Source organism: Chryseobacterium fluminis (assembly GCF_026314945.1).
GTDB classification, from domain to species: Bacteria; Bacteroidota; Bacteroidia; order Flavobacteriales; family Weeksellaceae; genus Chryseobacterium; species Chryseobacterium fluminis.
Window position 1 is genome coordinate 2806418 of the sequence record NZ_CP111121.1, and the last position, 26398, is coordinate 2832815.

Consider the following 26398-nt stretch of genomic DNA (forward strand, 5'->3'; position numbering starts at 1 on the left):
TAAAAAAATAAGTCGAAAGACTTTTCTAAGTTATATAAGAAAGATTTTAGTCCGTTGGATTAGAATCTTTCTTTTTTATTTAGAATCTTTCCATTTAAGACCAGTGAAAATTATTTTAACGTATGTCAATGATTCAAAATTTATTTTTTCCTTAACTTGATAGGTATTAAAAATAGTAATGATTCATCTTATTTATCCCGATTCGCAAGGCTAGGAATAGATTTTGATGAAATGGTAAGGATAGAATTCTCCGGAATTATTTAATATGAATTCGGGAAAACATATTACAAAAGCAAAAAATTAAAACAGATATGACTTTCGACATTGACATGATCAAAAAAGTGTACGAGCGTTACCCGGAAAGAATTGCTGCGGCAAGACAAATCGTGGGGAAACCTCTTACTCTTTCAGAAAAAATCCTTTATACTCACCTTTGGGAAGGAAATGCTACACAGGCCTATGAAAGAGGAAACTCTTATGTGGACTTTGCACCGGACAGAGTCGCCATGCAGGATGCAACGGCACAGATGGCCCTGCTACAATTTATGCAGGCTGGAAAAGCTAAAGTAGCGGTTCCTTCAACGGCCCATGCCGATCACCTGATCCAGGCCAGAATTGGTGCAAAATCTGATTTACAGGAAGGTATCAATAAAAACTCGGAGGTGTTCAACTTCCTGAGCTCAGTTTGTGATAAATATGGAATCGGTTTCTGGAAGCCCGGAGCCGGAATTATTCACCAGGTTGTATTGGAAAACTATGCCTTCCCTGGAGGAATGATGATCGGTACAGACTCACATACGGTAAATGCAGGAGGCCTGGGAATGGTCGCCATTGGAGTAGGTGGAGCTGATGCAGTAGATGTAATGGCAGGAATGGCATGGGAGCTTAAAATGCCAAAACTGATCGGCGTAAAATTAACCGGAAAAATGTCCGGATGGACTTCTGCTAAAGACGTTATCTTAAAGGTTGCAGGAATTCTTACCGTAAAAGGGGGAACAGGATGCATCGTAGAATATTTCGGTGAAGGGGCAGAGTCCCTTTCAGCGACAGGAAAAGGAACCATCTGTAATATGGGTGCCGAAGTCGGAGCTACGACTTCTACATTCGGGTATGATGATTCCATGAGAAGATATCTTGCTTCTACCGGAAGACAGGATGTCGTAGATGCAGCAGACGTAATTGCTGAGCATCTGACAGGTGATCCTGAAGTATATGCAAATCCTGAACAATATTTTGACCAGGTTATTGAAATCAATCTTTCTGAATTGGCTCCCCATCTGAACGGACCTTTCACTCCGGATTTAGCGACCCCTGTTTCTGAATTCAGGGCTAAAGCTGAGGCCAACGGATGGCCTATCGAGGTAGAATGGGCATTGATCGGTTCTTGTACCAACTCTTCGTACGAAGATTTATCAAGAGCAGCTTCCATCGTTGAAGATGCAGTAGCAAAAGGGGTTAAGCCTAAGGCTATTTTAGGAATCAACCCGGGTTCTGAGCAGGTAAAATTCACAGCGGAAAGAGATGGCTTTTTAGATTCTTTCAGAAAATTTGAGAATGCAAGAATCTTTACTAATGCCTGTGGCCCCTGTATCGGACAATGGGACAGAGAGGGCGCTGAGAAAGGCGAAAAGAACTCGATCATCCACTCTTTCAACAGAAACTTTGCGAAAAGGGCAGACGGAAACCCAAATACCCATGCTTTCGTAGCATCACCGGAGATGGTGGCTGCCATCGCGATCTCGGGAAGACTGGACTTTAATCCGGTTACCGATACTTTAACGAATGAATCCGGCGAACAGATACGTTTAAATGAGCCTCAAGGTTTTGAACTTCCTTCAAGAGGTTTTGCCGTAGATGATAACGGATACCAGGCTCCTTCTGCAGACGGATCGGGAGTGATTGTCGACGTAAGCCCGACTTCCGACAGACTTCAGTTACTGGAAGAGTTTCCTGCCTGGGATGGTAAAAACATTACCGGAGCCAGACTTTTGATCAAGGCTTTCGGAAAATGTACGACCGACCATATTTCCATGGCCGGACCATGGCTGAAGTACAGAGGTCACCTGGATAACATTTCCAATAATATGTTGATCGGAGCAGTAAATGCTTTCAATATGGAAACCAACAAGGTGAAAAATGTACTGACTGCAGAATACGGTGAAGTACCTGCTGTACAGAGAGCTTATAAAGCCGCCGGGGTTCCTTCTATCGTTGTGGGTGACCAGAACTATGGTGAAGGTTCTTCAAGAGAGCATGCTGCCATGGAGCCAAGACATCTTGGGGTAAAAGCTGTTCTCGTAAAATCATTTGCAAGAATTCACGAAACCAACCTTAAAAAACAAGGGATGTTAGGTTTAACTTTTGCCAATGAAGCTGACTATGATAAAATTCTGGAAGATGATGTGATCAACTTCCTGGATCTCGAGCAGTTTGCGCCGGGAAAACAACTAACTTTAGAATTCATTCATTCTGATGGGACTAAAGATATCATTATGGCCAACCATACTTACAATGCGCAGCAGATTGATTGGTTTAAAGCAGGTTCTGCTTTGAATCTGATTAAGCTGCAGGAAAATTAACAATAAATTATCAGCATCATATATAAGGCGGCTTCAGCAGAAGTCGCCTTTTATTTTATACTGTCCGTCCAGATAAGCTGAAAAATACTGAGAATATATTTCTTATGTGACAGAAAGGGCATACTCATGAGTTGAAGAACGTATTTTACATCATTGTCAAAACATGAATTTACAGAATTGTCTCCGCTGAAATAAAGGAATACAATTTTTCTGTAACAAATAGGTATTTTCTACGTCTAACCAAATAGTAGTAAAAATATTATGAAAAAAACCATATTCGCTCTATCTTTTATTGGATCCATGCTGACGTATGCGCAGCAAAAAAATGAGGTAAAGGAAAAGCAAATAGAAGGCGTGACCATCACTAAAACTAAAAAAGCCGTTGAACAAAAAGCTGACCGTACTGTTTTTGATTTTTCTGAACAGCCACACCTCAGCAACGGCAGTGTTCTGGAAGGAATTAAAAAGCTTCCGGGGCTGGTTTCTACAGACATCGCCGGAATGATGTATCAGGGAAAGATTCTTGATGTCTATCTCAACGGAAGACCGTTGAATATCACGTCCAACGAATTAAATTCCTTTCTTGAAGGGATGCCTGCCAATTCAGTAGAAAGAATTGAGGTCATCACACAGCCCGGAGCGGAGTTTCCTGCCACCTCGGGAGGTGCTATTATGAATATCATTACAAATAAAAACGCCAATAAATATTTAACAGCCACCTACTCCGGGAACTACTCTTTCACGAATTACGATAAATTCAGAAGCAGAACGACCAACTCCATTAATTTAAATGCACGAAATAAAATCTTCGGATGGCAGCTGAACGTAGGCCAGAATTATCGTGAAAGCATGCTGAACGGGCAACAGGATGAGCTGCTGACGAGTAATACTGACAGAATCGCACGAGGATATTTCGCCAAGTCAGGTCTGACTTTTGATCTTGGACAGGACCGATTACTGATCAATTACGATATTTATCACAATAATAATGACAATTACACTTTAAGTAGCGGTCATGGAGATCTTCCCTATCAAAATAACCCGAAAGACCTCAGGGAAGCATTCTTTGATGCATCGGATGCTGCCCGCACCGATAATCTGCGACAGGAGGCCGTGGCAACGTATCAGAAAAGATTTGCAGATAAATCTCAAAAATTAGATTTCCAGTTCGGTTATACCCGTTCGGACAGCAAGTTTGCCCAGGATAATTTTTTCCAGAAAGGATTCTATGTGCAGAATACTGAGAGTTTTAATTATCCGGGACGAGATAATATTCTGAACAATGAATCAAGAATGAATATCGCCAACTTCAAAATCGATTATTCTCAACCGATCAAGCTTCTGGACGGCGGAAAAGTAAGTTTTGGAGGATTATATGAACGGCAGGATTATGATACAGAAAGTTTCGGAATCACGAACCTCGATTACCAGAGACAAACGGCATCTACCTACCTGGAATTTCAGGCTAAACTGAAAAATTTTGATTTTATTTTAGGTTCCAGAGCTGAAAATTATGATATTTCGGGAATTACAAGATATTTTGACAAGAATGGAAATCTGGTGCAGGCTGATTTGATCCCTTTTAATAAATTTAAGCTGTTTCCCAACGCAAGTGTACAATATAACCTGATGAAACAGGTATTTGTCGCGGCAAATTATAACAAAAAGATCAGCTTACCGAGTATTTCTGCTTTAAACCCTAATAATGTTACCTTTTCCGGCCCCAGCACAGAAGTATCCGGAAATCCGAATCTGCAGCCTACGATTTTTGACAATTACGAACTGAAGATTTCGGCCTTTGATTATGCATTTATCGGATACAGCGTAAGTTCCGCGAGTAACCAGGTCGCACAGATTATCAGAAAAGACGGCAGGAAACTGTTTAATGAACAGGTGAATATTTCAAACATGAGAATTCACAATTTCAATGTCGGACTTCCGATTCCTTTTATGATCTTCAGTAAACCGCTGAGTGAAATTATGAAGTTTGATTTTAATCCGGATAAGATTAATTTTATGTATCTGTATGCCGGCTATCAAAAACATGATATCGATAACCTGAACAATAAAGGCTTCTGGATCTTTAATATTATGACTCAGGTGATTTTACCGAAGGATATTAAATTAACGGCCAACTACAGCTATCTTACGCCTAAAGCAGGATATTTTTACTTTACTGCGGAAAAACCGTTCAACAATTCATTTGATCTTACTTTAACAAAGAAATTCATGGACAACCGTTTAACCGTTTCTGTGTTTGCCAATGATATTTTTAACGGACAGGTGATGCAGGTACGTTCTAATCCGCCTTCCGGAACTCCGGTTACGATCAGCAGCAAGTATGATACAAGAAACTTCGGACTGTCGGTAAATTATAAAATTCCTACGAGAAATAAGCTGGCAAAAGAGGATGCCAATATTCTGAATCAGACGAAGAAGGAAGAGACTAGCGGAGTAATGCAGCAGGCACAATAATTAAATTATGATAAACTGAAGAACAGATCCGGAACGATCTGCCGGGCCTGTTCTTCTTTTCTTAAAAATGCTGTAATTTAAAAATCAATGGTCTGAAATCTCCAGGTTAGGATATCAATTAATGTCAGTTGATTAACTGGTACCGGCAGACCCGTTATATGATTCAGCGCCAGATGAGCCATCATGCTTCCTACCATTCCGGGTAAGGCTCCCAGGACTCCTAAACTGTCACAGTCCGGCAGATCGCCTTCAAAAGGAGGCTCCGGGAAAATATCCCGTAAATTTCTGCTTCCTTTATGATTAAAAATAGCTACCTGCCCCGAAAAACCGAGAATACTTCCATACACTAAAGGTTTTTCCAGTTTCACACAGGTATCATTAACCAAATATCTGGTCGGAAAATTATCGGAACCGTCAATAATCAGATCAAATGGAGAGAGGATTTCTTCAACATTTTTCTGATTAATTTTTTGCTCAATTCCCACAAAATTAATCTGGTGATTAAGATGGCTTACAAATTTTTCTGCACTTTTCACTTTTGATGTTCCTACCGAACTTTCATTATGAATAACCTGCCTGTTTAAATTGTGAAGCTCAACCTCATCAAAATCTGCAACACCCAGAGTTCCCACTCCAGCCGCAGCTAAATATTGGATAACAGGGCTTCCCAATCCGCCCGCTCCGACCACCAGAACTTTTGAATTTATGATTTTCCGCTGCCCTTCCAAACCGATTTCTTCTATAAAAATCTGTCGGCTGTATCTTGCATAATTGTCTTTGCCTTTCATTTATTTTTTTACCTGAATAATTGAATTTCAAAAATTTATCTTTCGTTACTACAAATGTCTTTCGTCATGCAATGAAGAAAAATGTACTGAGAACATTCATTGAACTTCTCAATACGCTTTTCAGAAATTTACCCGAAAAGACCTCTGCGATACTTCTTAAACAGTAATCAACGTTTCAATTTAAATTCCGCTGTAGACTGCGTCCCAATCTTTCATTACAGGATCATAACCGGATCTTTTAATCACTTCTTTCATTTCATCCATACTTCTTTCGTCGCTGGTTTCAAATTGTTCCAAAGATTCTCTGTCAACTGCGTATCCCCCTGGATTGGTCTTTGAGGCAGCACTCATTGTGGTTGCGCCCAGCGAAATGATATTGTTCCTGAATTTTTCATTTTCCCTGGTTGAAATAGAGATTTCCAGATCTTCATTCCAGATTCTGTAGGCACAGATCAGTTGCAGTAAATCTCTGTCTGACATGATAAAATTCGGTTCCACCATTCCTTCTGCCGGTCGGAGTCTGGGAAAGGAAACCGAATATTTGCTTTTCCAGTATTGCTTTTGGAGGTAGTCGATGTGTAGCGCGTTAAAAAAACTGTCTACTCTCCAATCCTCCAATCCTAGCAAAACCCCGAGACCCATCTTATGAATTCCTGCCTTTCCGATTCTGTCAGGAGTTTCCAGACGAAAATTAAAATTTGATTTTTTTCCTTTCGGATGATATTCTTTATATACTTCCTGATGATAGGTTTCCTGATACACCAGGACTGCGTTTACGCCCGCCTCATGAAGCTGCAGATACTCTCCTTCTGAAAGAGGCTGAACTTCAATTGAAATATTGGCAAAATGCGGCTTCAGCAAACGGATTGCTTTCAAAAAATACTCCATCCCTACGGTCTTATTTGCCTCCCCACTCACCAGTAAAACATGATTCACACCCATGGATTTTAAAACAGTCGCCTCTATCATCAGTTCCGTGTCGGAAAGCGTTTTTCTTTTAATGGAATTATCTAAACTGAAGCCACAGTACGTACAGATATTCTGACATTCGTTACTCAGATACAGCGGTGCATACAACTGAATGATTTTCCCAAAACGTTTTCGGGTGATCTGCTGAGTCATCCGGGCCATGACTTCCAACTTATCAGCCGCTGCCGGCGATAGAAAATTCAGAAAATCATCTGTTGTTTTATTTTTTTTCTGAAGACTGTTTTCGACCTCGGACAAAGTCACTTTTTCAAGTTTTGCCCAGACTTCATCCCATTGATACTGTTCAAAAAAATTTTTAAAAGTTTTCATAGCTTGCTGTTTTTAACTTGTGATTCATCATCTGTAATGAGCAGATCCCATTTATTCTATTTCTGTCATTTAAAGATTCGTTTCTATCGATATCAATTCATTTAATCAAACAAAAAGGAAGTCAGCGGGCTCGATGCCTCCGCGTGCTGCCCGATTGCGCCCAATCCCGATTCGAATGCCCTTCGTCCTGCTATTACGCCCTCTTTAAAAGCCAGTGCCATATTCACAGGATTTCCAGCAACAGCAATCGCAGTATTCACCAATACGGCATCGGCACCCATTTCCATAGCTTTCGCCGCATCAGAAGGCGCTCCGATACCCGCGTCCACGACCACGGGTACATTACTCTGGCTGATGATGATCTCTAAAAAATCCAGTGTTCTTAATCCTTTGTTTGTTCCAATGGGAGCACCTAAAGGCATCACTACTGCCGTACCGGCATCTTCCAGCCTTTTGCACAGGACAGGGTCCGCATGAATGTAAGGCATTACAATAAATCCTAATTTTGCCAGCTCTTCCGTCGCATATAAAGTTTCAATGGGATCAGGCAGCAAATACTTCGGATCAGGATGAATTTCAAGCTTCACCCAGTTGGTTTCCAGTGCTTCTCTTGCCAATTGTGCTGCCAAAACTGCTTCCTTGGCTGTTCTTGCTCCTGAAGTATTGGGTAAAAGATGCGACTGTGTGGGTTTTAAAGCACTCAGTAAGTCATCTTCTGAGGATTGAGAATCGATTCTTTTCAAAGCCATGGTCACCATTTCACTTCCTGAAGCGATGATGGAGTCAGTCATTTCGGATAGATTTCCGAATTTGCCCGTCCCTAAAAAGAGTCTTGACTCAAATGTTCTGTCTGCTATAATTAAGGGTTTATTTTTCATTGCATTGCTGTTTTAAATTCATTAATAATAAAAGGCTGCCCGGTAATCTGTCCAGAAACTGCCACTCCGTAGATTCCGATTTGCTGTAACTGTTCAATATCATTGAGAACCACTCCCCCGATGGCGAATATTTTCGGAATTTCTAATGATTTCTGTTTTAGACCCTGAATGATATTTCTGTATCCTTCAAAACCTAAAATCGGGCTCAGCTGTACTTTGGTTGAGGTAAATCTCAAAGGTCCGAGACCAATATAATCACAGGGTTCCTGCATTCTCTGAAGAACATCTGAAATCGTATTTGCCGTTCCTCCTATGATTTTATTCCTGCCTAAAAGATGTCTTGCCGTTTCTACCGAAGTATCTTTCAATCCTAAATGAACGCCGTCTGCATCCACCTCTTTGGAAATCTGAACATGGTCGTTGATCATGCAGATCGCCTGATGGTCTGAGCACAGTTTCCTTGAAATTTCACAAAGCCGGATCAATTCATTCTCCGGAGCATTTTTCCATCGGACCTGTACCCATTGTATACCATGATCAAGAGCTTTTCGAATATTCAGTTCCTGCTCTTCTCTGGTAATTCCCTGAGAGATATATTGTAATTTTTCCATTTTTATTTTTTAACGCAAAGAGCGCAAAGATTTTTTTGACTACTAAATGTTTTAAGTTCGCACAGGCGTTTCACTTAACAAAGGCCGCAAAACTTAAAATCATAACTCTTAGGAATGAAATCCTAATAAACCAGGATTACTTGTTAAAAACTTTTCGATGTATAATTTGCTTTTTCGACAGGCATTTTCCAGGCTTTGTCCTTTTGCCAGATAACTTGTAATGGCAGAAGAAAGCACACAGCCCGAACCATGTTTCGGATAATAAACAGATTTTTCATTACTAGGTTGAATGGAAACTTCTTTTCCATTCGCCAATAAAATATCTGTTCCCAACTGATCTTCACGGTGGCCTCCTTTAACTAATACAGAACAGAGAGGTTCTGATTTTTCAAAAGGCCCGTTTTCTTTTAAAATGGTATATTCATTATAATTCGGCGTGATCAGATCTATTTTTTCCAAAACATTTTTTAGTTCTGAAACTGTATTCAGATCAAAAAATGAAAATGCTGATGTACTTTTCAAAACGGGATCCCAGACAATTTTCACAGCCGGATTAATGGATCTGATCCTTTCTGTAATCTGACCTAAAAATTCCGTGTCTTTAACAACCCCGATTTTGACTGCTTCTACTTTATAGTTTTTCATTAAAACATCGGTTGCAGATAAAATGTCTGCTAAAGGCTGCCACTTAAGACTCAGACATTGTGATTCCGTCTGTAATGTCATGGCGGTACAGATACCCAGTCCCTGGACCTGCAATTGTTCCATGGTTTTAATGTCTGCCAATAGGCCGGCACCACCACTTGGGTCATACCCGGCCATGCTCAGTACAAAAGGACGTTCTGTCTGCATTTTTTAAAAACGTTTAAGGGATTTCCACTCTTCCAGATTGCTCCCAGCAAAGCCACTCCATCTGCACCGTTTTCGAAAGCTTCACTGATATTATTTTCATGTATCCCCCCTAAAGCAATTAATTTCAGATGGGGGTTATCACGTTTTTTAATCTCATTTAAAACAGCCGAATTTTCACCATATCCTTTTTTAGAAATACTTGGAAAAGCCGGACTGAAAAAAGCATACTCCCAATCTTTTTCCAAATCATTGAATGCAGCAATATCGTGAACGGAAGTTGTAATTATTTTATCTGTAAAAGAGGTGTACAACCCATTTTTCCGGTCAGTTTCTCTAAAATGGAATCGCGAAAGATCAAAATTTTCCGCCACTTCATAATGATTATGCAGAATCAGCTGATCATGATATTTCTGATCGATCCGCTGAATAAAAGCCGTCATTTCATCCTTAGTAATGCAAGGTTTTCTGACATGCAGAAAATCCAATCCTGCATAAAACAATGCATTGATGTTCTCAGTTTCATTTTTAAAAGATTCTTCAGCCGTGATAATGATGATCATATATAAATTTCTTTCCCTTTTTCGATAAACTCCTGTGATTTATCAAACATGCCTTTTTCTGCTGATTCACGGATTTCCTGTGTAATCTTCATCGAACAGAATTTCGGTCCGCACATCGAACAGAAATGAGCGATCTTTGCTCCGTCTGCCGGAAGAGTCTCATCATGGTAAGATCTTGCCGTATCCGGATCCAGGGATAAATTGAACTGGTCCTCCCAACGGAATTCAAATCTGGCTTTGCTCAGAGCATTGTCTCTGTATTGCGATCCCGGATGGCCCTTCGCCAGATCTGCAGCATGAGCGGCCAACTTATATGTGATTACCCCCACTTTTACGTCTTCTTTATTCGGAAGTCCCAAATGTTCTTTCGGAGTCACATAACACAGCATCGCACATCCGAACCAGCCAATCATCGCTGCACCGATTCCTGACGTGATATGATCGTAACCGGGGGCAATATCTGTCGTCAAAGGACCTAATGTGTAAAACGGTGCTTCATCACATACTTCTAATTGCTTCTCCATATTTTCTTTAATCATATGCATCGGAACGTGACCCGGACCTTCAATCATCACCTGAACATTATGTTTCCAGGCGATTTTTGTCAGCTCCCCTAATGTTTCCAGTTCTGCAAACTGTGCTTCATCATTCGCATCGGCAATAGAACCGGGACGAAGACCGTCTCCTAAAGAAAAAGCAACGTCATATTTCTTCATGATTTCACATATTTCTTCGAAATGAGTGTACAAAAAGTTTTCTTTGTGATGAAACAGACACCACTTTGCCATAATAGAACCACCTCTGGAAACGATTCCGGTCACACGTTTGGCGGTCAGGTGAATATATCTCAGTAAGACGCCGGCATGGATCGTGAAGTAAGAAACGCCCTGTTCTGCCTGTTCTATCAACGTATCTTTAAAAATTTCCCAGGTCAGATCTTCAGCCACACCCTTTACTTTTTCCAACGCCTGGTAAATCGGCACGGTACCGATCGGAACCGGACTGTTTCTTATAATCCATTCTCTGGTTTCGTGGATATTTTTTCCGGTGGATAAATCCATAATGGTATCGGCTCCCCACCGGCAGGCCCAGACTGCTTTTTCTACCTCTTCTTCAATGCTTGACGATACAGCACTGTTCCCGATGTTAGCATTAATTTTAACTAAAAAATTTCTCCCGATAATCATCGGTTCGCTTTCAGGGTGATTGACGTTGTTTGGAATAATGGCTCTTCCGGCTGCGATTTCATCTCTTACAAACTCCGCTGTGATCTTGGTTTTGGGAGTTCTGGCTCCATAGTTATTTCCCTGATGCTGAAAAGCCATCTCCTTTGAAACAGAGTCCAGCTGCTCGATCCGCTGATTTTCCCTGATCGCAATATATTCCATTTCCGGAGTAATGATTCCTTTCCTTGCGTAGTATAGCTGGGTGACCTCATGCCCTTCGCGCGCAACTTTCGGTTTGTGATTGTAAGAAAAGCGAAGCTCGTCTAATCTGGAATCAGCTAAACGGGCTTTGCCGTATTCTGAAGTAATTCCATCAAGAATTTCTACGTCATGCCGGTCTAAAATCCATTGCTCACGGATTCTTGGAAGTCCTTTCTCAATATTTATTTCTGAGTTTTCGTCGGTATAAGGTCCTGAGGTATCGTATACGGTAACTGGGGGATTATGTTCCAGTGTTCCGTTGGTAAGTTTCGTCGGACTTAACTGTATTTCGCGCATCGCTACGCTGATCGGGTGAATTTTCCCGTCAACATAGATTTTTTTTGAGTTCGGAAACGGCGAACGTGTGATGTTGTGAGCCATAAATGATTGGGGTTTTTATGAGAATTAACCACCTTGGGTGGCCGTAATTATTAAAATTGAATCTTTATCGTTCAGGAATGTTTCCGCCCAGAATGACTGCGGAATAATGCGGTTGTTGAGTGCTACGGCAATCCCTTTTTTCTTTTCAGGTAATTCTATAGCAATAAGGTCTTCCAGATTAACGGGAAGTACTTCAAAAGTTTTTGTCGTGTGGTTGATTGTAAGCTCCATTCCTAACATTTTTATAATGCACCTTAGGAATGGCTGTCATTGCACAATAGAATGTGCAGCAAAAGTCATCTACTTTTCCCTACGCTAGTATGATCTAGAAATCAGGTTCAAAGGGTAAAATCTCAGCCTGTTTGTTCAACAGACACCCCTAAAGTGTGGGACGAAGTTAGACATTTTTTTGAAACAGGCAAAATTTTTTCTGAAAGATGAAAGCGGGATGATGGAGGATGGAGGTTTTATATGTTTGGAAATATTTTTGCCCTTTTTACTATTTTATTTAAAATTTTCTCGCGGATTTTGCAGATATAGCAGATATTTGTGCTTTATATTTTTGTGAAATAAATCAGGGTTTAAGGTATTTATTAGATGGCAATCATCGTGTTTTTGGGTATATTTAAATTAATGACAAATGCCCAGCCCCGATTGAAGCATTTGTTTGAGCTCATTTTATTAGTATCGGCTCGGCGGCTTCGCCGCCGAGCCGATACTAATAAAATAGCGAGTGCGGAAAGCGGGAAATAGCTCCTGAAAAATAAAAAAGGAAACCGAATAATTTCAGTTTCCCTTTTCTAACTTTTATTTTAAATAATTTACTCCTCACAGGCCTTCCAAATCGCATCATTTTTCGGAACCGGAGCTACAATTTCAATATTTTCTTTCGTAACAGGGTGTATAAATTCGAGTTTTCTGGCATGCAGATGTATTCCGCCATCGGGATTTGAACGCGGTGAACCGTATTTTAAGTCTCCCTTGATCGGAACACCTGTCTTTGACAACTGAGCGCGGATCTGGTGATGCCTTCCAGTTTCCAAATCGATTTCCAGCAGGAGATAATTGTCTAACGTTTTAATGACATGATAGGTCAAAATCGCTTCCTTAGCTCCTTCTGTTGCTTTTGGAAATACAATCGCTTTATTATTTTTTTCGTTTTTCTGTAAATAATGAACCAGCCTTTGGGTCTTTGGAATCATATCTTTTGCAACCACGGCCCAGTAGGTCTTTTTAACCTCTCTGTTTTTTACCATCTGAGTCAGTCGGGAAAGAGCTTTGGACGTTTTGGCGTAGATCACCAGCCCTGACGTGGGCCTGTCTATACGGTGAACTAAACCCAGAAATACATTTCCCGGCTTGGCATCTCTTTTTTTTATAAAATCCTTGATCAATTCCAACAGAGAATCATCACCGGTTTTGTCACCCTGTACAAGCTGCCCTACCTTTTTATTGATCACCAAAAGATGGTTGTCTTCATAAACAATCTGATCTTCCATGGGCTATTGGCGGAAATTTGATCTGTTAGATAAGGAGAGTATCACTCCGGCCAGTAACCCAAGCGTTTTGATTCCTGCTATTTTTGATTCGTATGGTAGAAAAGCACCGATGATACACAGTCCTGCCGCCGCATACATCGGATAAACAAGCTTCTTGTTCACCAGTAATGGGGCCTGCAAAATGAAACTTACTCCTACAATGATATAAAATACTCTTCTGGAGAGGATATTATTAACTTCCGGAGAGAATATATTAAACCATCCTATGGCCAGGCATACAATAGCTAAAACTGAAATGATTCCCTGAGCGGTCTGAAGATTATGCCTCATTAATAACTTTCTTTATCATTTGGAAAATCAACGTTTTTCACATCTTTTACATATTGGGCAACAGCTCCCGTAATCTCAGTGTAAAGATCGAGATATCTTCTTAAGAATTTTGGGCTGAACCCCTGATTCATCCCTACCATATCGTGGTAAACCAGCACCTGGCCGTCACAATGAGGACCGGCTCCTATTCCGATGGTCGGGATGGAGATACTTTCTGTCACCTGTTTGGCAAGATCTGCAGGAATTTTTTCCAGAACAACGGCGAAGCATCCGAGTTCTTCTAAAACTTTAGCATCATAGATTAATTTTTCTGCTTCAGCCTCATCTTTAGCCCGTACTTTATAGGTTCCGAATTTATAAATCGACTGTGGTGTGAGTCCTAAATGTCCCATGACAGGGATCCCCGCATTAATTATTTTTTTAATAGATTTTGAAATCTCTTTCCCTCCTTCAATCTTGATAGCGTGGGCACCTCCTTCTTTCATCATTCTTACCGCTGATTCCAATGCTTTTTCAGGATTGCTCTGATAGGTTCCGAAAGGCAAATCTGCTACCACCAATGCTCTGTCGGTTCCACGGACCACGCTTTGAGAATGGTAAATCATCTGATCTAAAGTGATCGGCAGTGTCGTTTCGAAACCGGCCATTACATTAGCTGCAGAGTCTCCGATCAGTACCGCATCAATTCCTCCGGCATCCACCATCTTTGCCGTTGTATAATCATAAGCGGTAAGCATTGTTATTTTTTCCTTGTCGAATTTCATCTTTCGCAAGGTTTCAGTCGTAACTTTTTTAATTTCAGAATGAACAGACATAAGGTATCTATTTTTAAGTTAAAAAGTCGGCTTTCGCCGACTCAATTTTTTGTATGATTTTTATAAAACTACGTGTCCCAGTTTCATTAGCTTGTCGTGGTTGAGAATTTTTATGTTCCTTCCGTCCACCTCAATGAGATGATCTCCCTTGAATTCTGAGATCAGACGGATCGCACTTTCGGTAGCGGTCCCGATAATGTTGGCAATTTCTTCTCGTGTTAAAGAAATTTTGATGAATCCTTCGGGATCTACGCCCAACTTCTGCTCAAGAAGAATTAAGATCTCTGCCAATCTTTCTCTCACGGTTTTCTGAGCCAGGAAAGTAATCGTATTGGATGATTCTCCCAATTCGTAAGAAATTTTCTGAAGCATTATAAAAGACAACTTAGGATCCACTTCCAAAAGGTACATGAAAACATCTGCCGGTAAAAATGTAGCTTCAATATCTGTCATAGCTTCTGCTTTCGCCTGGAAAGTTTCCCCGCAAAGTAAAGAACGATAGCCGATGATGTCCCCTTCTTTGATAAACCTGAGGATCTGATCTTTTCCGAAAGCTCCCGATTTTGACAGCTTTGCCGCTCCTTTTTCCAAGACATACACTCCTTTCGGCGTTTCTCCATCTTCAAAGATGGTATCATGCTTTTGAAAGCTCAATTTTTTTTTAGTGGTGATGTATTTCTCAAAATCAGCGCTGGAAAGTCTTTCCTTGAATGATTTATCATTAAAAACTCTTGCGAACCTCTCTTCAATTGCAATCTGTTGTTCCTGCGACATTTTATATGACATTTATCACAAAAATAGAACTTTTTAAATCGATAAACAAAAAAATTTGTTATAATTTTGTAGTTCAATAATTTATGGAGGTGAGCGAGAACTGTTTTCATTGTGGTCAAGGTATCGAAAAGGAAAGGATTTTGTTTGATGAAAAGACTTTCTGTTGCAACGGTTGCAAATCGGTTTACGAGATTCTGAATACGAATAATCTTAGTAATTTTTACGAATTGAACAAACGGGCAGGAATCCGTCCGAGCGATGAAAATTCTACTCAGTTTGATTATCTTGACACGCCTGAAATTTTTGAAAAAGTGACTGATTTCTCAGAGGGAAATACCAGCCTGGTTACTTTTAAAATCCCGGTCATTCACTGCTCTTCCTGTATCTGGCTATTGGAAAGTCTTCATACGCTGAATAAGAATATTAAATACTCCCAGGTGAACTTCACAAGAAAGACTTTACAGATCTCCTTTAGCCATAACGACCTGAAATTAAGTGAACTCGCCAATTTATTAACCAATCTGGGATATAAGCCCGTGATCAGTCTTGAAACTGCTGATAAAAATGTAGATCATCTGGACAAATCCCTACTGATAAAATTTGCCATTGCGGCTTTTGCGTTCGGAAACGGAATGTTCCTTGCCTTTCCCGAATATGTAGGGGGTGAAGACTACTGGATGGATCACTATAAAGGGCTATTCCGAACGCTGATGTGCCTGCTGGCCATCCCTGTAGTATTCTACTCTGCATCAGATTATTATAAATCCGCATGGTATGGATTGAAGAATAAAATCGTTAATATCGATGTTCCGATCGTTTTGGGAATCATTGTCCTTTTCGGGCGTAGCGTCTATGAGATTGTAACCGATTACGGACCAGGATATTTTGATACGCTGTGCGGACTCTTATTTTTCATGCTGTTGGGTAAAATTTTCCAGAAAAGAACCTATAATGCACTTTCATACGACAGGGACTATAAATCATTTTATCCGATTGCCGTTACAAAAGTGGATTTCGAAGGAAAGCAGAACAATATTTTACTGTCTGAGGTTAAAGTGGGTGACCGGATTTTGGTGAGAAACCAGGAGATTATTCCTGTAGATGCTATTTTAATTAATGGAGAAGGAAATATTGACAACAGTTTTATCACCGGAGAGAGTGAAAGCATCAGCAAACAACCCGGAGACAAGATTTTCGCGGGTGGAAAACAGGTGGGTTCATCCCTAGAACTTGAAGTGATAAAGGACGTGGATCAAAGCTATCTGACCCAGCTTTGGAATAAGGAAGCCTTCAAAAAACATGAGACTGGTCTGGACACCTTAACCAACACCATCAGTAAGTATTTCACTTTCATTATTTTAGGTATCGCATTGATTTCAGGAATCTACTGGGCAACCGTGGATCTGGAGAAGATGTTCCAGGTCATTTCCGCGATTCTGATTATTGCGTGTCCTTGTGCTCTTGCGCTGTCCGCACCATTCACTTTCGGGCACATTATGCGAATCTTAGGCAGAAATAAATTCTACGTAAAAGATACGCTGACCATCGAAAAAATTGCGAAGTTAGATACTATCGTTTTTGACAAAACAGGAACTATTACGCACAGGAAAAAGTCCAACATCAAATATGAAGGTTCAGAGATCAGCGAATTTGACTTACTGAATATCAAAACCCTGTTAAAAAATTCCAACCATCCTCTTTCAAAGTCATTATATGAATTTATTGAGGAAAAAGATCCGTATTTCCCGGTTGAAAATTTCATGGAAGTTTCGGGGAAAGGATACGAAGCTCAGGTGCGCGGTAATGCCTATAAAATCGGTTCTGCAAAATACAACAGCCAGGAATCAAAAAATCTTGAAACAGCTGTTTTTGTAAGTAAAAATGGCGAGTTTTTGGGGAAATTTATTTTTAAAAACGAATATCGTCAGAATCTTAAGGATCTATTTAAAAAGCTGACGCATTATAAAATTTACATCCTCAGTGGGGACAATTCATCTGAAGAAGATCAGCTGAAACAATTGATTCCCAATTGTAAAGCAATGGCATTTAACCAGAATCCGGAAGACAAACTGAATTACATCCAGAATCTTCAGCATCAGAACATGAAGGTGGCAATGCTTGGCGACGGACTGAATGATGCAGGAGCCCTGAAACAGAGCAATGTAGGAATTGCTATTGCCGATGACAGCAACAGCTTTACGCCATCATCGGATGTGATTATGAACGGAGAAAAGGTAGTTGCCCTTGACCGGTATCTAAACGTCTGTAAAGGCTCTATCACAATTGTGAAAATGACATTTATAATAAGTTTTCTTTATAATATCATCGGATTAAGTTATGCCGTAACAGGACATATGCATCCACTTTTTGCTGCTTTAATTATGCCGGCAAGCTCTATTACCGTTGTTTCGTTCACTACATTTTCAACCTGGATTCTGGGAAGAAAGTACTTTAAAAAACAGGCTTAAACACCGCTTATTTAGACTGATTTTAAATTAGCTGAAAACCGTATTTCGTGATGAAAGTCATTATTTTTCACTAAATTTGAACCCCGAAAATAGGTTAAATTTGTTGTCAAATGGATATTCTATATTTAATGATCCTATGCAGTGTTTCTTTGGCTGCGATTTTCTTGGTCGTATTTATAGTCTATGCCAAAAAAGGACAGTTTGAAGATGATGAATCTCCGGCTGTACGAATTCTTTTTGACTCTGATGAAATCAAGGAAAAGGACGATGAAGAAGTTGGCAACGATAAAGAAGAAAAAGAAAAATAGGAGAAATAATAAAATTGAAGAAAAAAGTGAATAGTTGATATGGAGACACAAAAGTTTAGTTATGACAACAGCATTGTGCGTGCATTCCTTTATGCGACCATAGTTTTTGGGCTTATAGGATTCACGTTCGGGCTTACGGCAGCATTAATGCTTTTCTACCCTGAACTCCCCGAATTTTTGTTCGGAACTGATGACACCACGATTCAGAGTCTGAAGAGCGGTAATATTCAGGGCCTGATAAACACCCACGGTGCATTCGGGTTTGGTAGAATCAGAATGTTGCACACCAATACCGTCATCTTTGCATTCGTATGTAATATCGTTTATACCGGTATTTATTACTCGCTGCAAAGATTATTAAAAACAAGAATGTACAGTGATACTTTATCCTGGTTACATTTCTGGACATGGCAGATTATGATTGTTGCCACGTTCATCACCTTCTTTATGGGGATTAATACTTCAAAAGAATATGCTGAACATGAGTGGCCAATTGATATATTGATTGCATTCTCCTGGATTATTTTTGGAGCCAATATGTTCTTAACGATTGCAAAAAGAAGGGTAAGACACCTTTATGTGGCAATCTGGTTCTATATCGGTACCTGGATTGCAGTAGCAATGCTTCATATTTTCAATAACCTTGAAGTTCCGTTATCATTTACAGGATGGAAATCATACTCAGTATACGCAGGGGTAAAAGATGCTATCGTACAATGGTGGTACGGTCACAATGCGGTTGCATTCGTACTGACGACTCCGGTTCTGGGTCTGATGTATTATTTCTTACCAAAAGCGGCGGACAGACCGGTTTTCTCGTATAAACTGTCTATCATCCACTTCTGGTCGTTAATTTTCGTATATATCTGGGCTGGTCCTCACCACCTTCAGTATACATCGCTTCCGGCATGGGCTCAGGCAGTAGGGACAGGGTTCTCTATCATGCTTATTGCACCGTCTTGGGGAGGGATGCTAAACGGACTTCTTACCTTAAGAGGAGCATGGGATAAAGTGAGAGAAAATCCTATCCTGAAGTTCTTCGTAGTTGCCGTTACCTGTTATGGTATGGCCACATTTGAAGGTCCGCTTTTGGCAACTAAAAACATCAATAAAATCGGTCACTTTACAGACTGGGTTATTGGTCACGTTCACTTAGGAGCACTGGGATGGAACGGTTTCATGGCATTCGGGGTTATCTATTATCTGGTACCGATCTTGTGGAGAACAAAATTATATTCCGTAAAACTGGCTAACTGGCATTTCTGGTTGGGTACATTAGGGATCATTTTCTATGCGGTTCCAATGTATATTTCAGGTTTCACACAAGGATTAATGTGGAAGCAGTTTAACCCGGACGGAACTTTAGTTTGGAAAAACTGGTTAGATACAGTAACGGCTATCATCCCTTACTTTAAAATGAGATTCGTAGGAGGATTTTTATATCTCTCCGGATCTATTTTAATGGTAATCAACGTTATCGCAACGGTAAGAAAAGGATCATTCCAGAAAGAAGTTCCTGCTGAGGCACCGGCTTTAGCAAACATTACTAAAAACAGAAAAGAAGGAGAAGGTACTCACCTTTGGTTGGAAAGAACTCCTGTATTACTCGGAATATTATCTTTCTTAGCAATATCTGTAGGAAGTTCCGTGGAAATCATCCCGACGCTGTCACTTAAAAAGAGTGTGCCTACCATTTCAGCTGTAAAACCTTATTCTCCGCTGGAATTAGAAGGTAGAGATATTTATATCCGAGAAGGTTGTAATGCGTGTCACTCTCAGATGATCAGACCTTTCCGTGATGAGATTACCAGATTTAACGGTAAGAACGGACAGTATTCTAAGGCTGGGGAATTTGTTTATGACAGACCTTTCCTTTGGGGATCAAAACGAACAGGACCGGATTTACACAGAGAGGGTGGTAAAAACCCAAGCTCTTGGCACTACAAACACATGTACAACCCAAGATCTACCTCTGCAGGTTCGATCATGCCTCGTTACCCTTGGTTAATTGCTACAGATCTGGACCGATCTAAGATGGTAGATAAAATGAAATTGATGAAGAATGCATTCGATGTACCTTACACCAAATCTGAAATTGATTCTGCAGACTCGTGGGCAAATAATCAGGCTAAAAAAATTGTAAAAGATATCTTCTCTGAAGCGAATGACCTGAAGCAGGAATATGCAAAGAGACCTGATGTAAAACTGGAGCAAAAAGAAGTGGTAGCACTGATCTCTTATTTACAAAGATTAGGAACCGATATCAAAACGACGGAAATAAAAACAGCAAGTAATAACTAATCATTAAAAAGGATCATTATGATACCCCAGAACTTTAAAGATATATTATCCAATTCGGAAAATGCAGGTTTGTACCAGACATTGGCTCTGATTTTCTTTATGATGTTCTTCGTAGCCCTGGTAATATATGTCTTCAGCAGACCGAAAAAATATTATAAGGAAGAAGAAGAGGCACCACTGGGAGATGATGAAGACGATTTTAATTTAAAAAATTAAACTATTTATTATGAAACAGAGAACACCGGTTTGTATAAACATCTTAATAATAATTGGACTTCTGATAGTTTTTTATTATTTGTTTGTACAGAGCTACGAATTCTTGGCTTCACCTTATTTCTGGGGAACTGTATTTATTTCTGCTATTTTGGCGTATATCCACAGTGCTATCGGAGATTTGATCGAGAATAATAAATTCAAAAAACTATCTGCAGAAGAAAAAGCTGCTTATTTGGCGGAAAAGAAAATTCCTTATTTAAAGAGAATGTACGACAGTGCTTTCAAAAAGCAGTCTGCTTCTGAGGAAAAAGATATCCTTATCGACCACGGTTTTGACGGAATTATGGAGCTGGACAACCAATTACCAAAATGGTGGGTAGGTTTGTTCTATTTTGGGACCGCTTTTTGTATTGTTTATGTAGCAGCCTATTCTTTCACAGATTTCGCTCATCCTCTGAACGAATATGAGACAGAATATAAAGAGCAGATTGCAAGTATCGCAGCATATGAAGCTACCCAGCCTCCTATAACGATAGAAACAGCCAAATATTCAGCTGATAACATCGCGGAAGGTAAAGAGCTATTCAAGACCAACTGTGCATCTTGTCATAAGGAAGACGGTAGCGGTGGTATCGGACCAAACCTGACTGATAACTACTGGATCAACATGCCTGAGAAGACATTATTCAAAAATGTCTTCCATATGGACTGGAATGGATCTCCTACCAACCCTGCGATGAGAGCATTCGGGAAAAACGGAGAAGTTTCAGGTGCTGAGATTGAAAAAATTGCAGCTTATGTTTATCATATTAATCAGGAACAGCCTCCGGTGACACCCGCTCAGGGTGGAGCAGCCCCTCAGGGAACGGAAGCTCATTGGGAAAAGGAATAATTAAACAGAAAAATAGAAACATATGAAAAAACATAATTTGTTATTTAATTAAAAAATAGTAACAAATTATGTTTTTCTTTTTTTAAATATTACAAAATGTCAGATATAGAAGAAATAGAAGTACGCGGCGGACAGGGACAGGTTCTGGACCCTGAAACTTACAGGGATTCTATTGGGACAATGGAACAATCCGGGAAAAGGAAATGGGTATTCCCAAGAAAGCCCAAAGGCAAATTTACAAATTACAGAAACCTGGTAAGTTCTCTCTTATTAGTTATATATTTTACAGTCCCGTTTTTAAAAATTAACGGTAATCCCTTCTTTTTATTTAATGTTATTGACAGAGAGTTCTTTATCTTCGGACAGCCTTTCTATCCTCAGGACTTTTTCATTCTTACATTAGGTGCTATTGCCTCTCTAATTTTTATTATCATTTTTACGATTGTATTCGGAAGAATTTTCTGCGGGTGGATATGCCCTCAGACAATTTTTTTAGAATTTATTTTCCGTAAAATTGAATATGCTATTGAAGGTGACCGGAATAAGCAGATGAAACTGGACAGACAGAAATGGAATAGTGAGAAGATCTGGAAGAGGAGTCTTAAATGGAGTATTTACGTTGTTATTTCATTAATCATTACCCACTTTATGCTGATGTATATTGTCGGGTATAAGGAAATTTTCAGGATTATATCAGAAGGACCTTTTGCTCATCCTACGAATTTTATCGTGATGGTTCTCTTTACCGCAGCATTTTACTTTGTATTTGCCTGGTTCAGAGAGCAGGTCTGTACTCTGGTATGCCCTTATGGAAGACTACAGGGTGTGTTAATTGACAAAGATACCATTAATGTATTTTATGATTTTAACCGCGGTGAAAACAGAGCGAAATGGAGAAAAGGAGAAGACAGAAAAGCAGTCGGTAAAGGTGATTGTATAGACTGTCATCAATGCGTTGTGGTATGTCCAACCGGTATTGATATCCGTGATGGACAGCAGCTGGAATGTGTTAACTGTACTGCATGTATTGATGCTTGTGATGAAGTAATGGTAAAAGTAGGACTTCCGAAAGGATTAATCAGGTATGCTTCGGAAAATGAAATTGAGCAGAAGACTCAGTTCAAATTTACGGGGAGAATGAAAGGTTTCTCAGTTGTTCTGGCTCTATTGGTAGGATTTTTAGGATTTCTGCTTTACAACAGGGGTGAAATGGAAGCCAAGTTCATTAAGCCTGCAGGAAGTACATTTTTTGTAAGAGACGGGAAGATTACCAATACTTACAATTATACCTTCCTGAATAAAACAAACGATAAGAAAACAGTGACGATCAAAGTTATCGAGCCTGTTCACGGAGAAATTATCTACAGTGCTTCGAGTAAGATAACGATAGAAAGAGATAAGATTTCAAAAGGAACGATTAATATCAGCTTTCCGGAAAGTGAAATGAAGCTGTCTAAGCAAAACATCACCATCGGTGTTTATGATATGAATGGGAAGTTGGTAGACTCTTACCAAACCTACTTTGAGGGACCGTTCAGATTACAATTTTAAATGACAAACCCTCATGATTCATAAATGAGGGTTTTAAAATATCTTAAGAGAATAATGAAAAATTTTAGTTGGGGACATGGTATTATAATTGCGCTTGGTGCGTTCATCATTTTTATACTGTCTATGTTATTTCTTTTTCCGAACGGACAGAAGAATTCTGAGATGGTAACTGATAATTACTATGAGGAAGAATTAAAATATCAGGATGTTATTGATGCCAAAAAAAGAGCAGACGAATTACAGGAAAAACCTACTTACACTCAGGATGCCAATGGAATTAAAATATCTTTTCCGAAAGGCTACGATAATTCCAATACTACGGTAAAATTTGTTTTAAACAGAACTGATGATCAGAATCTTGATGTAAAGAGATCTGAGCAGCTTGATGCAAACCAGTCATTCTTAATTCCTTCCAAAGTATTAAAAATGGGAAATTACACTTTAAGACTGATGTGGACGAAAGATAAACAGGAGTATAGAATGGACTATGATGTGATATGGAAATAGCACTTATTTTATCGGCAATAGGATTAGGTTTTGCATCCGGTTTCCATTGTATCGGAATGTGCGGACCTATTGCACTGTCGATGGGATTAACAAAAAAACAGGCGACTAATTTTTATCTTCAGAATCTCACCTACCAGTTCGGAAGAATATGTACTTATTCTTTACTAGGTGCCATCTTAGGAATTATAGGCGAGGGCTTTGAAATGGCAGGTTTTCAACGATATCTTACGATTGCAGTAGGAATCATGTTAATTATCATGGCTGTTTTTTCATTTGGAGGAAAAGATTTTGCTTCAAAGATTCCTTTCTTTTCAAAGTTTTTATTTAAAGTAAAATCAAACTTGGGGAGGCTGCTTCAAAAGGCAGATTACCGTTCAAGATTTACAACCGGCCTTCTTAACGGATTTCTACCTTGCGGGATGGTTTATATGGCTTTAACAGCCAGTCTGGCAAGCGGAGGGATATGGCAGGGGGCACTGTATATGGGTCTTTTCGGATTGGGAACACTTCCATTTATGTTTGCAGTAGTCTTAGTCGGAAACCTCATGAACCAAACCTTCAGGATAAAAGTCCTGAAAGCGATTCCGGTCGTTATGATCATTCTGGGAGGACTGTTTATCGTCCGCGGAATGGAACTGGGCATTCCGTATATTTCGCCAAGAGCAGAAGCGATGACAATTTCAAAAGATCATAAAGGAGATTGTCACTTGCCCGGAGATCACAGTACGCATAAACATTTAAATACCAATTGTCACTAAAACAAAACTACACCATGAACAAAACACTCAATTTATTTATTTTCGCTGTACTTGGAATTCTGACCTTACAGTCCTGCAATGTTAATTCTGAGATCGTCTACTACAAAGATGCTGCCTCTACTACCGTAATGGATATAGATGTCAGAGAATTTATGAAAGAAATGAAGGCCATGACTCCCGATTCTTTAAAAGACAAAAAAGAATTCGGAGATATGGATAAACTCCCTACAGTGTGGACCAGCCTTTATGATATCGATAAGAAAGAAGGTAAACTGAAGACTACCAATCAGGATTCCATCAGGATCATGAAAAAAATTTCATGAAGTCCAATAAGAACGGAAAAGAAATTGCCGGATTTTCATTGAAAATGGACCATTTTACAGCACAGGATTATACTGCGCTCAATAGCTTTACAAAACAGGAAAAACTGCCTATTGATCAGAATGTATATAATAACTGGAATGGTAAGACATTAACGATCGATACCGAAAATTTTAACCTTAAAAACCTTCAGGAAGCTTTAGCCTCCAAAAATCCGGAACTTGGAACTGACGAATCCATGGGAAAAATGGAAGGCATGATCATGATGTTTTTTAAGAATATCGGGACGACTTTAAAGTTTGAAAATAAAATCAAATCCATCACCGGAAAACATGACTGGTTTAAGCAAATCGATGATCATTCTGTGAGAATACAGTATGATCTAAAGGCCATGTTTGATAAAGAGGGAGCCAAGCCTAAAAATGCAGATAAAAAGATAATTATTATTACAGAATAAAAGAAACCACCGAAATTCCGGTGGTTTTTTATCAATCTTGATTATTTCATTTTAATTAATCACATCAAATCTGGCATACTCAGCAATTTTCTTCGGCAGTTTAATTCCTTCTGCGGTCTGATTATTTTCCAGTAAGGCAGCCATAATTCTCGGTAAAGCCATTGCAGATCCATTCAAAGTGTGAACCAGCTGAGACTTTCCGTCTGCTTTAAATCTGCACTTCAGGCGGTTCGCCTGGAAGGTCTCGAAGTTTGATACAGAGCTTACTTCCAGCCACATTTCCTGAGCAGCACTCCATACTTCAAAATCATACGTCATTGCTGATGCAAAGCCTGTATCGCCACCACAGAGTCTAAGAACTCTGTAAGGAAGTTCAAGATCGGTCAGAATTTCTTTAATATGCTCCACCATTTCTTCCAGAACAGCATAAGAATTTTCAGGCTTTTCAATTCTTACAATTTCAACTTTCTCAAACTGATGAAGACGGTTTAAGCCTCTTACATGCGCACCGTAGCTTCCTGCTTCTCTTCTGTAGCACTGAGAAAATGCCGTATTTTTAATCGGAAGATCTTTTTCATCCAGCAGCACATCACGGTATAAGTTCGTTACCGGAACCTCTGCAGTCGGGATCAAATATAGATCATCCGCCTGAATATAATACATCTGACCTTCCTTATCAGGCAACTGACCGGTACCGTATCCTGAAGCTTCGTTCACCACGTGAGGCGGATTGACTTCCATATATCCTTTCTCGACATTTTTATCGAGAAAATACTGAACCAAAGCTCTCTGTAATCTCGCTCCTTTTCCTAAATAAACGGGAAAACCTGCGCCTGCAATTTTTACTCCTAATTCGAAATCGATCAGGTTGTATTTCTTAGCAAGCTCCCAGTGAGGAATTGCCCCTTCTCCCAGTCCTTCTACATCATGGGACTGATAAATAATTTCGTTGTCATCTGCGGAAGCACCACTTTTTACCAGCGTATTCGGAATATTGGGAAGCTGATACAAAATATCCAGTAAAGCTTTTTCTTTAACATCTAACTGAGATTTCAATTCTGAAGTCGATTCTTTGTACTGTGCTGTTTTAGATTTTGCAGATTCTGCTTCTTCCCTCTTCCCTTCTTTCATTAAGATCCCTATTTCTTTGGAGATTTTATTGATTTCAGAAAGTTGGGAATCCAATTCAAATTGAATTTTTTTTCTTTCGTCGTCAGTAGCAATCGCCTCGTCTACCAACTCAAGATTCTTGAATTGTCTTTTTTGAAGACCTTCTAAAACGCGTTCTTTATTGTCGCGCAAAAAATTGACTTGTAACATTTTATTTAGATGTTAGTTATTAGAAAGTTAG

25 protein-coding genes and 1 riboswitch are annotated in these 26398 nt (G+C 39.6%); of the genes, 12 read left to right on the top strand and 13 right to left on the bottom strand.

The genetic code is table 11. From position 1 onward, the window contains the following. Positions 1-311 precede the first annotated feature (311 nt). A complete protein-coding gene (locus tag ODZ84_RS12785; protein ID WP_266172713.1) occupies positions 312-2579 on the top strand; it encodes an aconitate hydratase in 2268 nt (755 codons plus the stop codon). 261 nt (positions 2580-2840) lie between these two features. Next, positions 2841-5054 (top strand): outer membrane beta-barrel protein, encoded by a 2214-nt coding sequence (locus ODZ84_RS12790; RefSeq protein ID WP_266172714.1) that lies wholly within the window; start codon positions 2841-2843, stop codon positions 5052-5054. A gap of 77 nt (positions 5055-5131) precedes the next feature. On the opposite strand, the gene ODZ84_RS12795 is transcribed toward ODZ84_RS12790, so the two are convergent. From ODZ84_RS12795 to ODZ84_RS12850, 12 genes are all read right to left on the bottom strand, one after another. Continuing rightward, the gene (locus tag ODZ84_RS12795) at positions 5132-5842 is read right to left on the bottom strand and encodes a HesA/MoeB/ThiF family protein (RefSeq protein ID WP_266172715.1); all 711 of its coding nucleotides are present in this window, start codon (positions 5840-5842) and stop codon (positions 5132-5134) included. 180 nt (positions 5843-6022) lie between these two features. Next, the gene (gene thiH, locus ODZ84_RS12800) at positions 6023-7141 is read right to left on the bottom strand and encodes a 2-iminoacetate synthase ThiH (RefSeq protein WP_266172716.1); all 1119 of its coding nucleotides are present in this window, start codon (positions 7139-7141) and stop codon (positions 6023-6025) included. A 101-nt stretch (positions 7142-7242) separates the two neighbouring features. Then, positions 7243-8019, bottom strand: coding sequence for a thiazole synthase (locus ODZ84_RS12805; protein WP_266172717.1), 777 nt, complete (start codon positions 8017-8019; stop codon positions 7243-7245). Continuing rightward, positions 8016-8630: a thiamine phosphate synthase gene (locus tag ODZ84_RS12810; RefSeq protein WP_266172718.1), complete on the bottom strand. Its 615-nt coding sequence runs from the start codon at positions 8628-8630 to the stop codon at positions 8016-8018. The genes ODZ84_RS12805 and ODZ84_RS12810 overlap by 4 nt, the downstream gene beginning before the upstream one ends. A gap of 108 nt (positions 8631-8738) precedes the next feature. Next, positions 8739-9482: a hydroxymethylpyrimidine/phosphomethylpyrimidine kinase gene (locus tag ODZ84_RS12815; protein ID WP_266172719.1), complete on the bottom strand. Its 744-nt coding sequence runs from the start codon at positions 9480-9482 to the stop codon at positions 8739-8741. Then, the gene (locus ODZ84_RS12820) at positions 9455-10042 is read right to left on the bottom strand and encodes a thiamine phosphate synthase (protein WP_266172721.1); all 588 of its coding nucleotides are present in this window, start codon (positions 10040-10042) and stop codon (positions 9455-9457) included. Before ODZ84_RS12820 ends, ODZ84_RS12815 begins: the two co-directional genes overlap by 28 nt. Continuing rightward, on the bottom strand, positions 10039-11850 hold the full coding sequence (gene thiC / locus ODZ84_RS12825) for a phosphomethylpyrimidine synthase ThiC (RefSeq protein WP_266172723.1): 1812 nt from the start codon (positions 11848-11850) through the stop codon (positions 10039-10041). The genes ODZ84_RS12820 and thiC overlap by 4 nt, the downstream gene beginning before the upstream one ends. Positions 11851-11874: 24 nt before the next feature. After that, a complete protein-coding gene (gene thiS, locus ODZ84_RS12830; protein WP_266172726.1) occupies positions 11875-12081 on the bottom strand; it encodes a sulfur carrier protein ThiS in 207 nt (68 codons plus the stop codon). 59 nt (positions 12082-12140) lie between these two features. Then, a riboswitch (TPP riboswitch) is annotated at positions 12141-12241 on the bottom strand. Between the two features lie 430 nt (positions 12242-12671). Beyond that, a complete protein-coding gene (locus ODZ84_RS12835; RefSeq protein WP_266172728.1) occupies positions 12672-13349 on the bottom strand; it encodes an RluA family pseudouridine synthase in 678 nt (225 codons plus the stop codon). A 3-nt stretch (positions 13350-13352) separates the two neighbouring features. Continuing rightward, entirely contained in the window at positions 13353-13679 is a 327-nt protein-coding gene (locus tag ODZ84_RS12840) for a hypothetical protein (protein ID WP_266172729.1), read from the bottom strand. Next, complete coding sequence (gene panB / locus ODZ84_RS12845) at positions 13679-14494, bottom strand: 3-methyl-2-oxobutanoate hydroxymethyltransferase (protein WP_266172730.1); 816 nt, start codon at positions 14492-14494, stop codon at positions 13679-13681. The genes ODZ84_RS12840 and panB overlap by 1 nt, the downstream gene beginning before the upstream one ends. A 60-nt stretch (positions 14495-14554) precedes the next feature. Continuing rightward, positions 14555-15268, bottom strand: coding sequence for a Crp/Fnr family transcriptional regulator (locus tag ODZ84_RS12850; RefSeq protein WP_266172731.1), 714 nt, complete (start codon positions 15266-15268; stop codon positions 14555-14557). An 89-nt stretch (positions 15269-15357) separates the two neighbouring features. On the opposite strand from ODZ84_RS12850, the gene ODZ84_RS12855 reads away from it, so the two are divergent. From ODZ84_RS12855 to ODZ84_RS12900, 10 genes are all read left to right on the top strand, one after another. Continuing rightward, on the top strand, positions 15358-17736 hold the full coding sequence (locus ODZ84_RS12855) for a heavy metal translocating P-type ATPase (protein WP_266172732.1): 2379 nt from the start codon (positions 15358-15360) through the stop codon (positions 17734-17736). A gap of 110 nt (positions 17737-17846) precedes the next feature. Beyond that, positions 17847-18044 (top strand): cbb3-type cytochrome oxidase assembly protein CcoS, encoded by a 198-nt coding sequence (ccoS, locus tag ODZ84_RS12860; RefSeq protein WP_266172733.1) that lies wholly within the window; start codon positions 17847-17849, stop codon positions 18042-18044. Between the two features lie 39 nt (positions 18045-18083). Next, positions 18084-20345 (top strand): cytochrome-c oxidase, cbb3-type subunit I, encoded by a 2262-nt coding sequence (ccoN, locus tag ODZ84_RS12865; protein WP_266172734.1) that lies wholly within the window; start codon positions 18084-18086, stop codon positions 20343-20345. 18 nt (positions 20346-20363) lie between these two features. After that, positions 20364-20561, top strand: a complete 198-nt coding sequence (locus ODZ84_RS12870; RefSeq protein WP_259112684.1) for a cbb3-type cytochrome c oxidase subunit 3 — start codon at positions 20364-20366, stop codon at positions 20559-20561. Between the two features lie 10 nt (positions 20562-20571). Further along, positions 20572-21453: a cbb3-type cytochrome c oxidase N-terminal domain-containing protein gene (locus ODZ84_RS12875; RefSeq protein ID WP_266172736.1), complete on the top strand. Its 882-nt coding sequence runs from the start codon at positions 20572-20574 to the stop codon at positions 21451-21453. Positions 21454-21549: 96 nt separating this feature from the next. Then, positions 21550-23004 carry a cytochrome c oxidase accessory protein CcoG gene (gene ccoG, locus ODZ84_RS12880; RefSeq protein ID WP_266172737.1) on the top strand — a complete coding sequence of 485 codons (1455 nt, stop codon included), beginning with the start codon at positions 21550-21552 and terminating at the stop codon, positions 23002-23004. A gap of 54 nt (positions 23005-23058) precedes the next feature. After that, positions 23059-23511: a FixH family protein gene (locus tag ODZ84_RS12885; protein ID WP_266172738.1), complete on the top strand. Its 453-nt coding sequence runs from the start codon at positions 23059-23061 to the stop codon at positions 23509-23511. Next, positions 23502-24269 carry a sulfite exporter TauE/SafE family protein gene (locus ODZ84_RS12890; protein WP_266172739.1) on the top strand — a complete coding sequence of 256 codons (768 nt, stop codon included), beginning with the start codon at positions 23502-23504 and terminating at the stop codon, positions 24267-24269. Before ODZ84_RS12885 ends, ODZ84_RS12890 begins: the two co-directional genes overlap by 10 nt. Before the next feature lie 14 nt (positions 24270-24283). Further along, positions 24284-24592: a hypothetical protein gene (locus ODZ84_RS12895; protein WP_266172740.1), complete on the top strand. Its 309-nt coding sequence runs from the start codon at positions 24284-24286 to the stop codon at positions 24590-24592. After that, positions 24589-25047 (top strand): hypothetical protein, encoded by a 459-nt coding sequence (locus ODZ84_RS12900; protein ID WP_266172741.1) that lies wholly within the window; start codon positions 24589-24591, stop codon positions 25045-25047. Before ODZ84_RS12895 ends, ODZ84_RS12900 begins: the two co-directional genes overlap by 4 nt. A 51-nt stretch (positions 25048-25098) precedes the next feature. On the opposite strand, the gene serS is transcribed toward ODZ84_RS12900, so the two are convergent. Further along, positions 25099-26367, bottom strand: coding sequence for a serine--tRNA ligase (serS, locus tag ODZ84_RS12905; protein ID WP_266172742.1), 1269 nt, complete (start codon positions 26365-26367; stop codon positions 25099-25101). Positions 26368-26398: the final 31 nt, after the last annotated feature.